Origin of the sequence: Terriglobus sp. ADX1 (genome assembly GCF_036877645.1) — a bacterium.
Classification (GTDB): domain Bacteria; phylum Acidobacteriota; class Terriglobia; order Terriglobales; family Acidobacteriaceae; genus Terriglobus.
This window is the reverse complement of record NZ_JAEDXV010000011.1, coordinates 138,886-150,510: the sequence shown is the minus strand read 5'-3', so window position 1 is coordinate 150,510 and position 11,625 is coordinate 138,886. Positions and strand designations below refer to the sequence as shown.

12 protein-coding genes are annotated in these 11,625 nt (G+C 57.3%); 5 read left to right on the top strand and 7 right to left on the bottom strand.

Translation table 11 applies throughout. The features are described 5' to 3' along the window. Positions 1–167: 167 nt before the first annotated feature. Complete coding sequence (locus tag JAO32_RS09600) at positions 168–944, bottom strand: VOC family protein (RefSeq protein ID WP_334239687.1); 777 nt, start codon at positions 942–944, stop codon at positions 168–170. A 109-nt stretch (positions 945–1,053) separates the two neighbouring features. Between JAO32_RS09600 and JAO32_RS09595 the strand changes: the two genes are divergently transcribed. After that, entirely contained in the window at positions 1,054–1,749 is a 696-nt protein-coding gene (locus JAO32_RS09595) for a TetR/AcrR family transcriptional regulator (RefSeq protein ID WP_334239686.1), read from the top strand. A gap of 186 nt (positions 1,750–1,935) precedes the next feature. Beyond that, a complete protein-coding gene (aspS, locus tag JAO32_RS09590) occupies positions 1,936–3,753 on the top strand; it encodes an aspartate--tRNA ligase (protein WP_443082585.1) in 1,818 nt (605 codons plus the stop codon). A 73-nt stretch (positions 3,754–3,826) separates the two neighbouring features. On the opposite strand, the gene JAO32_RS09585 is transcribed toward aspS, so the two are convergent. From JAO32_RS09585 to JAO32_RS09575, 3 genes are all read right to left on the bottom strand, one after another. Next, positions 3,827–4,054 (bottom strand): YgaP family membrane protein, encoded by a 228-nt coding sequence (locus JAO32_RS09585; RefSeq protein WP_334239684.1) that lies wholly within the window; start codon positions 4,052–4,054, stop codon positions 3,827–3,829. 96 nt (positions 4,055–4,150) lie between these two features. Next, positions 4,151–4,888 carry a hypothetical protein gene (locus JAO32_RS09580; protein WP_334239683.1) on the bottom strand — a complete coding sequence of 246 codons (738 nt, stop codon included), beginning with the start codon at positions 4,886–4,888 and terminating at the stop codon, positions 4,151–4,153. Positions 4,889–4,970: 82 nt separating this feature from the next. Beyond that, entirely contained in the window at positions 4,971–5,912 is a 942-nt protein-coding gene (locus tag JAO32_RS09575) for a GGDEF domain-containing protein (protein ID WP_334239682.1), read from the bottom strand. A gap of 114 nt (positions 5,913–6,026) precedes the next feature. On the opposite strand from JAO32_RS09575, the gene JAO32_RS09570 reads away from it, so the two are divergent. Further along, entirely contained in the window at positions 6,027–6,245 is a 219-nt protein-coding gene (locus JAO32_RS09570; protein ID WP_047490226.1) for a hypothetical protein, read from the top strand. A gap of 145 nt (positions 6,246–6,390) precedes the next feature. On the opposite strand, the gene JAO32_RS09565 is transcribed toward JAO32_RS09570, so the two are convergent. Beyond that, on the bottom strand, positions 6,391–7,116 hold the full coding sequence (locus tag JAO32_RS09565) for a DUF72 domain-containing protein (RefSeq protein ID WP_334239681.1): 726 nt from the start codon (positions 7,114–7,116) through the stop codon (positions 6,391–6,393). A gap of 5 nt (positions 7,117–7,121) precedes the next feature. Continuing rightward, the gene (locus JAO32_RS09560) at positions 7,122–8,174 is read right to left on the bottom strand and encodes an alpha/beta hydrolase (RefSeq protein ID WP_334239680.1); all 1,053 of its coding nucleotides are present in this window, start codon (positions 8,172–8,174) and stop codon (positions 7,122–7,124) included. 90 nt (positions 8,175–8,264) lie between these two features. Between JAO32_RS09560 and JAO32_RS09555 the strand changes: the two genes are divergently transcribed. Beyond that, positions 8,265–8,987: a Crp/Fnr family transcriptional regulator gene (locus JAO32_RS09555; protein WP_334239679.1), complete on the top strand. Its 723-nt coding sequence runs from the start codon at positions 8,265–8,267 to the stop codon at positions 8,985–8,987. Positions 8,988–9,039: 52 nt separating this feature from the next. On the opposite strand, the gene JAO32_RS09550 is transcribed toward JAO32_RS09555, so the two are convergent. Continuing rightward, entirely contained in the window at positions 9,040–10,707 is a 1,668-nt protein-coding gene (locus JAO32_RS09550; protein ID WP_334239678.1) for a cytochrome c oxidase subunit I, read from the bottom strand. A gap of 361 nt (positions 10,708–11,068) precedes the next feature. Here JAO32_RS09550 and JAO32_RS09545 point away from each other — a divergent pair, with 361 nt between their 5' ends. Then, on the top strand, positions 11,069–11,545 hold the full coding sequence (locus JAO32_RS09545; RefSeq protein ID WP_334239677.1) for an Ig-like domain-containing protein: 477 nt from the start codon (positions 11,069–11,071) through the stop codon (positions 11,543–11,545). Positions 11,546–11,625 lie beyond the last annotated feature (80 nt).

The window sequence follows — 11,625 nt, the reverse complement described above, 5'->3', positions numbered from 1 at the left end:
GACCTGCATTCTCCTGTGCCCTCTGCCATGCGCCAAGAAAACCACAGGATGGTTTTTATGAAGCATTCCCATTGGGGACAAGAAAAGCAGGTCCTTCGGCTTCGCTCAGGATGACGAACTTCGTTCGTTTGAGCGTCGCTGGGTTTCCTTACGCGCAGCAAGCACCGTTACGCTTTGGTGGACACCAGAGCGAAGGGGCCGCCCTGCGGATCGGTGGCCTGCAGGATGCGTGAGCCACCGGGTACGTCCATCGCCGGCAGCGTGATCTTGCCGCCGCCTGCTTCGATTTTGGGTGCGGCTGCATCTACATCTTCCACCTGAAAGTAGTAAACCCAGCGCGGCTGGCCCATGCTGCCATCGGACGGAAGAGTCATCATGGCGCCGGTGTATTTGTCCGTGTCAATGCGGAAGGTCTGATAGATGCCCATTGCACCCATGTCCATGGCAAAGTCCTTCTCCCAGCCGTAGTGGCTAGAGTAGAAGTCCCATGCCTTTTCCCAGTCAGAGGTAACGAGCTCGTGCCAGCCGACATTGCCCACTGCATTCTGTGCCAGGCGTTCGGGAGCGTATTGCGTGGAGGGCTGAAACAGCATGTATTCCACGCCCTGCGGATCAGCCACCACAGCGAAACGGCCAATGTTGGGAATATCCTGCGGCGGGCGATGCACGGTGCCGCCGTCGCGCTTGACGGCTTCGGCTTCCGCATCGACATTTGGCGTGTAAATATGGGCCTTCCACACACTGGGGTGATCCATGCCGATGGACTGCCAGCTCATGATGCCGCCAACGTCCTTGCCGTTCTTGCCGACCAGGAGATATTTCATACCGGGCATACCGGCATCGCGCACGTCCCAGCCCACTACGTCGCCATAAAATTTTGCAGCGGCATCCACGTCGCCGCTGGCCGTCAATTCATACCAGACGAATCCTGCCTTGCCTGCCATTTTTCTGCTCCCTTATCTGACCGCATGTGTACGGTGTCCACATTCAATCACTGGAAGTGCGCTTTGTCCATGTGAATCGATGAAATTTCGATTTAGAATCGATTTATAGATGATGTCCAAAACGGAATCGAAGTCGCGACGAACCCCTGCAAAACGAGCAGCGAAAGGCACCACGCGCGACACATTTCGACATGGCGATCTTCGTCGTGCCTTATTAGATGCCGCTATCGAGATGGCACGGCAGGGTGGCCCGCAAGCGGTGGTTCTGCGTGAAGCGACGCGACAGGCAGGCGTGGTGCCAAATGCGGCGTACCGCCACTTTGCCAACCAAAACGATCTGCTGGCAGCGGTTCGTTCCGAGTGCATTGCGCGCTTGGCTATGGCGATTGAAGCGGAGATGAACAGCCTGCGTCCGGGCAAGGATCCGGCCAGCTATGCACGGCGCAGTCTGCGAGCCGTGGGCACGGGCTATCTGACGTTTGCACTCAGCGAGCCGGGACTTTTCAAAACAGCATTCAGTGTGCCCGCTCCCGTGTTTGAGACACCGAACCCCGCGAATGCTGGCGCTACCGGGTTGAATCCGTTTCAGTTGTTGAGCCTGGCTCTGGATCGCATGTTGGCTGCGGGAATTTTGAAAGCCAAAGACAGACCCGGCGCCGAGTTTCTGGCGTGGTCCACGGTGCACGGCATGGCGCTGCTGATGCTGGATGGCCCGCTACGCGGCATCGATGCAGCGACTGCGCAGATGTTTGCGAAACGGCTGCTGGATATGGTGGAACGCGGTCTGGGCGAAACAAAACAGTGAGAATGCGCGACAGTACCGATTTCCTTACGGAGAGGGCGAAGAATATTTCGCCTATCTGGTCATTCTGCGAACGCAACGCGCCCAACAAATCCCGGGCAGGATGCTCGAAAAGCATTAAACCGGCTGAGTTCGTACAATAGAGGAATCGTGACACTCGACTTTCTCGGCCAACACCAGCGCACACACATGTGCGGAGACCTGCGCGCAGCCGACGCAGGACAGAACGTCACCCTGATGGGGTGGATTAACCGGCGCCGCGACCACGGCGATCTGATCTTTCTTGACCTGCGCGATCGCAGCGGCATCACCCAGATCGTGGTCGACCGCTCGAATTCCGGCGCGGAGACGCTGGCCAAGGCCGAAGCCGCTCGCCCCGAGTTTGTGGTGGCTTCGCTGGGCACTGTCCGAGTCCGTGGCGAAGGGCTGACCAATCCGAATATGCCTACCGGCGATATTGAAGTGGTCTGCACGGAACTGCTGCTGCTGTCCGATGCGAAGACGCCGCCGTTCTCCCCCGCGGAAGACGTGATTGGCAATGAGGAACTGCGCCTGCAGTATCGCTACATTGACCTGCGTCGCCCGGAGATGCAGCACAACTTCCTGACGCGCCACAAGGTTGCGCAGGCCGTGCGTGCGCAGCTTTCCAGCGAAGGCTTCCTGGAAATTGAAACGCCGTTCATGACGCGTTCGACACCGGAAGGCGCACGAGACTATCTCGTTCCCTCGCGTGTGCATCCGGGCAACTTCTATGCGCTGCCGCAGTCGCCGCAGATTTTCAAGCAGATTCTAATGGTCGGCGGTTTTGACCGCTACTTCCAGATTGCTCGCTGCTTCCGCGATGAAGACCTTCGCGCCGACCGTCAGCCGGAGTTCACGCAGATTGATCTTGAGGTGAGCTTCCCCACGCAGGAGACAATCTTCGGCGTGGCAGAGCGCTTCCTTGTTGCCGCGTTTGAGGCTGCAGGCGAGAAGATCAACACGCCGTTTCTGCGCATGACGTACGACGAGGCCATCAGCAAGTACGGCATCGACAAGCCGGACATGCGCCTGCCGCACATGGCAGACCTGTCTACAGTGCTGATAGACGATCTGCGCACGACGCTGAAGATTGAGCATGGCCTGCCCGTCTATGGCTTTGTGATTCCGAAGGTGGGCGAACTGAGCAGCACGGCTCGCAAGGCGCTGCTGAGCGAGATTCGTTCGTTCTTTGGCGACAGCGGCCTGGATGCGCTGGACCTTGTGCGTCTGCGTACGGCGGAACAGTTTGTGCCGCTGGCAGAAGAGATTGGTTCGCATCTGAACGCGACCACCATTGCTTTCAACGGCGAAAGCTTCACAACGGACGACCTTGCGGTTGTGGTCACACCGAAGCTGGGTACGCCGGAGATGTGGAACTTCGATCGCCAGTGGATTCCGAAGCGCGTGGGTGGATTGCGCCTTGAACTGGCGAAGAAGTATGCCGACAAGCACAAGCTGTTTGAGAAGAAGGGCACGCCGGACGACTATCGCTTCCTGTGGGTGACCGACTTCCCGATGTACGAGTTTAATGAGGAGAAGAAGACGTGGGATGCAGCGCATCATCCGTTTACGGCTCCGCATGAAGACGACATCAAGAGCGGCGCTCTCTTCAACGACAAGGGCGTTGTCCGCGCATTGGCGTATGACGTGGTGCTGAATGGACTGGAGCTTGGCTCAGGTTCAATCCGTATCCATCGCAAGGATGTGCAGGCGGAGATCTTCCGTTCGCTCGGCATGTCAGAAGAAGAGGCAAAGGAACGCTTCGGCTTCTTCCTGGAAGCGCTGGAGTACGGCACACCTCCGCACGGCGGCATCGCCCTCGGTCTCGACCGCATTGTGATGCTCCTGGCAGGCGCGTCTTCGCTGCGCGAAGTGATCGCATTCCCTAAGACAGCAAAGGCAGTCGACCTGATGGTAGACGCACCAAGTGCGCCAACGGAACAGCAGATGCGCGAGTTACATCTGCGGACTGCCGTTCGTAGTTAGTTCGGATACCTAACGACACGGGCCGCTGCCCCTGCAGCGGCCTTCGTCATTGCGTGAAGAGTATGGGCAATCTTTAGTGTGCGTGGCGGGCTGCTCGTAGCCGTCGCTGCTCTTCACAGGTGCAGATTCCGAGTGCGGCCCATAACGGGCAGAAGCGGAACGCCGCGGTTAAGAGTGGGACAAAACCCAAAAGCGCGAGCCAGCGCCAGTTGCCTGTGAGCAGAGTTGCCAGGCTGAACAGCGCCATTCCAATCAGAAAGCGCACGAACATATCGAGCGCACCGACGTTTACGTCGTCCATGACACTCACCTCCGCTGTGCTGGGCAATTTCCAGCCAGCGGCGTCACAGTACGCCTGTGTGCAGATTCTTGTCCAGCAGGATTTTTCGCCCGAACTTCAGCCTTTGATCCACGCCGTCAGCACGTGCCACCAACCCCAGTTCTGGGCAAAGTTGGCGCAGACGCAGACAATGGTATTTGCCGTGAACGCGACGGGATACGCAGCGTAAAGTTTGCCTTTGCGCTTGTCATCCACCATCAGCAACAGCAGAACGAAGCTCATAAGGCCAACCATCAGGTTCACGTTAAAGCGAAAGCTGAAACGCAGAAACGGCAGGATCGGCGCAGCCCGAACAAGTGCCGGCGGCATCAGGAGAACCACCGTGGACACGATGTATCGCGCATGCAACTGCGTATTGCGCGCGTACCAGACGCTGAGGCCCACAAACAGCGGAAACAGGATGAGCGAAGAGACATCCAGAAACGCCAGATGGTTCACGATGAACGGCGGAAGCTGCGTGTAACGGAACATGCCGCGAATCATGAAAAACGCGCAGACCACGATGCCTGGAACCAGCAGGTACACAGCCCATCGGCCCAGCGTGCGATGCAGCCGGATGCGGTTTTGCTGGTAAAGAATAGGTTGCACGATGAGCGTTAGAATCCACCCGCCCATGAGCGCGCCGTGGACGTGGTGCAGCAGCGGCTGCGTTCTGATCTGCGCAAAATAGCTCTGGCCGAAGCCGACCCAGGTGAGCACAATGCACAGCAGGAACCACCACTGCGCATGGGGATAGAGCACGCCAGGACGCTTGCTCTCGCCACCAGTAAACCAGGAAAGCGCGGATGTCGCCATGAGAGCGACCTCTTCCTGAAGCAGAAATTGAGAGACGAATGGAAGTATTCTGCGCCGCCATGCCGCGGATCGCAAGCGCAAATTACATGGTTGCTGCAAACTCGCGCGACGCCACCAGCAGCGAATGAGCCACGCGATTACGGCCGTGCATCTTCGCTTTGTACAGCGCCGCATCGGCTGCCATCAGCAGGCTTTCCGGCATCTTCATGCGGCCTCCATCGCGAGACAGCGCCGTAGCCACCCCAATGCTGACTGTGACACGTCGATCGCCTTCTTCATTGGCAGCGTGAGTTATATCCAGCTCTTCGATGGCGGCACACACAAGTTCTGCGACATGAAGAGCGCCCTGCAGGTCGGTTCCCGGCAGGATGATGGCAAGCTCCTCACCACCGTAGCGCGCCACCATGTCGCCGGGGCGCTTCGTAACCGAACGCACCGCATGCGCCACCGCGCGAAGGCAGTCATCACCAGCAACGTGGCCATACTCGTCGTTGAAGCCCTTGAAATGATCTACATCCAACAGCAGCAGCGAAGCCTGCGTTCCCTCGCGGAGAACGCGCCGCCATTCACGATCCAGAGCCTCGTCAAAGGCACGGCGATTGGGCAACTCTGTCAGGCTGTCGGTCATAGCAAGGCGCTGCAGTTGCAATTCCATCCGTTTTCGCTCCGCAATATCGCGGAAGATAACCAGAAACTCCAGCGGCTTCCCTTCTGCGTCGCGCAAAACACTACCGCGCATCTCCAGCCACACCCACTCGCCCTGTCGGTTGCGCACGCGCATCTCCGTGGCCTGGCTTTCATCACCCTGCAGGCGACGTTCACCCGCTGCCAGTGCGGCTGGAAGATCTTCCGGATGAATAATTTCCGCCGCACTGCGACCGGCAATCTCTTCCGGCGCAAACCCAAGAATGGTTCGTGACGCGGGTGAGACATAACGGGTGCGGTAATCCAAACCGATACGGCAGACCAGGTCTGCGCTGTGTTCGGCGAAGGCTAGGAAATCAATCGTGGAGGAAGGTTCCATTGTTGTGACTCGGAAGGCAGTGTAGGAAACACTTTCGAGGGAACGCCATCCCACGTCGGTATGCGCGAATACCCCGTACGCACTACCGCTTCGGCTGGATAAAATAAAGCTGTTATGCCGTTGTTCCCGATCAAAACCTGCGTCGTATGCGGAGAAGAGTTCGAACTGAAGCCGGACAAGCCCGGCTTTGCCAACCGCTGTCCTGAGTGCACCGAAGAAGAGATGGAAGCACAGAAGGAAAAAATGGATGCTGACCAGCGCAAAGAGAAATCCGAAATGGATGCTGCGCGGCGCGAAACCATCCGCAACATGCTTTATCGCAAAGAGAGCTGACGCACTGCGTGGGCGATACTGCGCACCTAAGCGCGCAGCATCAGAAGTGTGGCCATGGAGAGAAACAGCAGCAGAAGCGCTGTCGCGGCAGCGTGATAGAAATAACCCTTCATGCCACGTGTGACCGCAGGCCGTCCTGCGCGGACTACATCACCTGCAGAAGTTCGCGCAGATGCAGGGCGTTTGGCGTCGCATGGCCGAGTGCCGTGTTATCAAAAACAATCCACGCCGGTGTTTCAGGCTGTTGTCGCACACGTTCTGCAAGGTTCTGCAGGAACTCTTCGCTGTATTCCGAGTAGTACGTGCGTGGCGATCCGTGCAATCGCCAATAACGCAGATGTGCGCTGCCCCCAGGTTCTGCGGCACGCGGCGAGCCTTTCGCCGGATCCGCAGCTGCGCGGGCAATGTCGAACTCGCGCAACAGGCGATCAGCACAGCCATCGAACCAGCTTGCATGACGTGGTTCGCACACGGTATCGCCTGTGTGCAGTTCACGAAGCACTCCGAAGAAGTCGCGTACAGTACCTTCCTCAAACGCCAGCTTCGGTGGCAGTTGCACCAGCACAGGGCCAAGCTTTTCTCCCAGGCCGCTAATCTGTTCAAAGAACGGCAGCAACAGCGCACCTGCGTTTACCAGTTTTGCTTCATGCGTAATGCTCTTTGGCATCTTCACAGCAAAACGAAAATCCTGCGGCACACTGCGCGCCCAGCGCTCCCACGTGGTGCGTCGATGCGGACGGTAAAAGCTGCTGTTCACTTCAACAAACGGCAGCCTCGAGGCATAACGCTCCAGGTGCGAGCCATCTTCTGCAAACATGCCAGCGCTCTGCTTTGGCAGACTCCATCCCGCGGTTCCGATCCGAATACTCACTCTTGCTATGGATGCGCAAGTTGTCGGTTGAAGAAGTCTGCCATGTAAGTCCATGCCTCACGTGTTTCTGGCAACGATGCGTTGTTCCAGAAACAGTGCGGTAGAGCTTCAAACACAATTAATCGACCATCGCTGCCTGCACGAAGATACGCACGATGCAGCATGGTGGTGCTGCTAAGAAGTAGATCGCGCTCGCTGGTAAGAAACAACGCGGGCGGCATGCCATGCAGGTCTGCATACAACGGAGATAGCACGGGATCGCGCGGGTCTGTGGAACCGACATACGCATTGTCGAGCTTCCCGGTGGCCACGGGCACATAACCGCGTAGACCATCGGTGTTGTAGAGCGAGCGCGAATCGCCACCATCATCCATTGCAGCAGGCACAGAGAAAGGGCCAAGTGCCGCAGGCATAGGCAATTTCAACTGCTTGATGCGCACTGCTGCCTGCATGGTCAGTCCCGCGCCTGCGCTGCTTCCGAAGATGGCAATGTGTTGCGGCCGATACTTCTTCAGCAATTCGCGATAGACATCAACGACGTCATCCACACCAGCAGGAAACGGATGTTCCGGCGCCATGCGATACAGCACGCTGACGACACGGCTTCCCGTCATGGCAGCAACAGGAATGGATTCCGAGTACGAACCCGAGTCCGCATTGAATCCGCCGCCATGCAGGCAGATGAGCACACGGTCCGGATGCTTCATATCCTTGGGCAAAACTTCGCGCACCGGCACGTTGGCAACGGTGCTGTCGTGAACCGTGACGTCGAACATCTTCAGCAGAATGTCGCGGTGTTGCGCCTGCGATTTATCCAGCATGGCGCGGCGTTGTTCCAGTGTTTGCGGCACCTCCGCATCGCCTGCGGGACGACTGAGCCAGGCCTTCGCTTCCGGGCTAAGTCCTTTGGGCAGAGGCACCACGCGCTGCATGCGTACGGTTCCGTCGGCCTCTGTAACCGCATGATTCGTCTGAATGTTTGCCGCAGGATTTTCCTGCGCACACATACTGCCGCATACAAACGCACTCATCAGAACCGCAAGCAACACACGTGACATCGCCAATTCCCCCGTCCCAAACTACTTCAGACATGCTGTTACCAGCTACGGGAATTTTGCGACTCCTCTACACTGGAAGACAGGAGTCCCATGCCGCTGCGCCGCAGTTGTGTTCAATGCGAGACCAAAGGCCCGCACTGTTTCTGTTCGCTGGACCGTGTCGCCCTGGAAAAGCTGAATGGCCTGGGCCACTTCCTGCAGTTAGGCGCGCATGAACCTGTGCTGCGCGAAGGCTACGCGCCGGAGCAGGTCTACGTAGTCTGTCGCGGCACCATCAAGCTCACAACCTCATCTTCTGACGGCCGGTTGCTACTGCTGCGCATCGTTGGCCCCGGCGACGTTCTTGGCTTGGCCGCTGCATTGAAACGCAGCCGTTACGAAGCCACCGCGGAAACGCTGGAATCCTGCCAGGTCAAGGCGATTCCGCGCACACAATTCCTGCTGTTCATGGAAGAGTTTCAGGCGGTAAGTCGCAACTCCGTGATGGCCATAGCACGCGAATATGACTCTGCCGTGTTGAGCGCGCGTCGACTTGCGCTTTCCAGTTCTGCATCCGCAAAACTCGCCAGCGTTCTGGTGGAGTGGGGCGGTCTTGTACTCGCTGGCGAACATGACCATCACACCGGTCGATTCCCCAACGCCGTCCGATTCCACATGCCACTCACACATGAAGAACTGGGCCACATGGCTGGCATCTCGCGTGAAACTGTTACCCGCGTTCTATCCTCCTTCCGTAAAGAAGGTCTGTTGCAGATGGATGGAAACACGCTGCACCTGAAGGACATGGAACAGTTGCGCAACTGCGCTGAGTAACTGATAAAAAAGGCGGCCTGCCAGGAGAAGTCAGCAGGCCGCGGCAGAAGTGCTATATGTGAACCGGAGCGCGACGCTCGCGGTGCGGGAAATCAAGCGACTCATAGTCATACGCTTCACGCGTAACGACCGGCGTTACGGGGAAGTTTTCTGTAACGGGCGGTGACTGTGTCTGCCACTCCAGTCCGTACGCATGCCAGGGGTTGTCGCCCGCAACGGCGCCAAACTTCAGCGACCACACGAGATAGATCATGCTGAGAAAGAAGCCCGCGCCCATCACCGTTGCGCCTGCCGTGGACATCACATTCAACACTTGGTATTCCGGCGGATACGCTGCATAACGACGCGGCATTCCCAGGAAGCCAAGAATGAATTGCGGCCCAAAGGTGACAAAGAATCCCATGAAGATCATCACCGCAGCAACCTTTGCAGGGCCTTCGGGATACATGCGTCCAAACATCTTGGGCCACCAGAAATGAATGCCGCCCAGGAATGCCATCAGCACAAAACCCACCATCACAAAGTGGAAATGCGCCACGATGAAGTACGTCTCCGTCAGGTGCACATCCATGCCCAGTGAGCCAAGAAACACGCCGGTACATCCGCCCACCACAAACAAACCAAGGCAGCACATCGCATAGATCATCGGCGCGCGAAACGTGATCGATCCCTTGTACAGCGTGAACGACCAGTTGAACACCTTGATGGCCGAAGGCACCGCCACCAACATGGTTAACAAACTGAACACCAACGCGGAGTATTGCGATACGCCCATGATGTACATGTGGTGTTCCCACACAAAGAACGAGAACAACGAAATGGCGATCGAAGAAAACGCCACAGCCGAATAACCAAAGACGCGCTTGCGACTAAAGCACGCAATGATCTCGCTGATGCAAGCCATACCGGGCAACAGCATGATGTATACCGCAGGATGCGAGTAGAACCAGAACAGATGCTGAAACAACAGCGGATCACCGCCCTTGGCCGGATCGAAGAAGCCAAAGTTGAAGATGCGTTCTACAGCCACCAGCACAATGGCAATGGACACCACCGGCGTTCCCAGAATCATGATGACGCTTGCCGCATACATGCTCCAGATAAATAGCGGCAAGCGAAACCATGTAAGTCCGGGGGCACGCATGCGATGAATCGTTGCAACAAAATTCAAGCCCGTGAAGATAGACGAGAAGCCAGCAACAAACGCCGCGAGTCCAGCAGACACGACATTCGTATTCACATAACGCGTACTAAGTGGAGTCGTAAACGTCCAGCCCGTATCCACACCACCTGCGCTGATGGTGTAAAGCAACAGGCAAGCTGCAACGCAATAGAGATAGAACGAAAGCAGGTTGATCTTTGGAAACGCAAGATCCTTCGCGCCAATCATCAGCGGCACCAGGAAGTTACCAAGAATTGCAGGCACCGCCGGAATCAGCACAAAGAACACCATCGCAACGCCGTGCATGGTGAACATCTTGTTATAGGTGTCGTAGCTCATCAGGTCTGCTTCGGGCGTGAGTAACTCCATGCGGATGACCATGGCCAGGATGCCGCCCACCGCAAAGAAGATCGTCACGGCAACCATGTACATCAACGCAATGCGTTTATGGTCGCTGGTCAGCAGCCAGCTCTTTACCCCATGCCCGTTGTTTAGATAATTGCGTTCGTTATAACGGGGCGTCTCCAGATTCGGTAAAACAGGTGCAACAGCGCTCATCGGCATTCTCCTGCCGCATCGCATAAGGATGTGGCCAGCACCGCCAATACAATCAGCGGCGGGCAATTGGAGCTGGTGCCATAGCCTGCACACTTACCGGTGCATGGCCGGTTGGAGTTGAGGCAGATCTTCGTCGCGGGAATACGCATGGGCAGAACCTCTAACGCGTATCCTCATCCCAATCGCAAAACGAATCTGTGACGGCCATCACACGGTTTGTCAGGCTTGTGTAACGAGAAACACGAAGCCTACCGTCGCCAGAATTCACATCCCTCACTAAGTTCGTGCGCTAGCATTTCCTTACTGTTGTTATTTATGTACGCTCCCCGTCTGGTTACGTACGTTTTGCCCGGAGAGAACCATGTCCCCCTATTTCCCTCGCCTTGTTTTTTTTATTGCGCTTGTTCTGGTTAGCCATCCGCAAGCGCTATCCGCGCAGACCGCCACGACCACGAACCTGAGCCTCTTATCGGGCGGCGCGCCTGTTACAACGGTCACGGCCGGCACCATGGTCACCATGAGCGCGACCGTCACAGGTGGTACTTCTCCCATCACGACGGGCACCATCTACTTCTGCGACAGCGTCGTCAAGAACTGCATGATCATGCCCACCGCAACCGCGCAGGTGGTCAACGGCTCAGCTATCTTCAAAACCGTCCTGGCCACCGGCTCGTATAGCTTCACCGCCATGTACGTGCCCGCTGCGGGCTTCGGCGCCAGCACATCCTCAGCGGTCACGCTAACCGTACCCGCCTCTGCTGCGCCCACACTCAGCCAGTCAATGACTGCTTCCTATAGCGGCGGCCGCTATGACTTCGATGCATCGCTATCGGCGTAGACATTCGCCGCTCCAACTGGCACCATAACCGTCACGGATGTAACGGCTGGAACACAGCTCGGCTCTTTCCCCATCCCGAA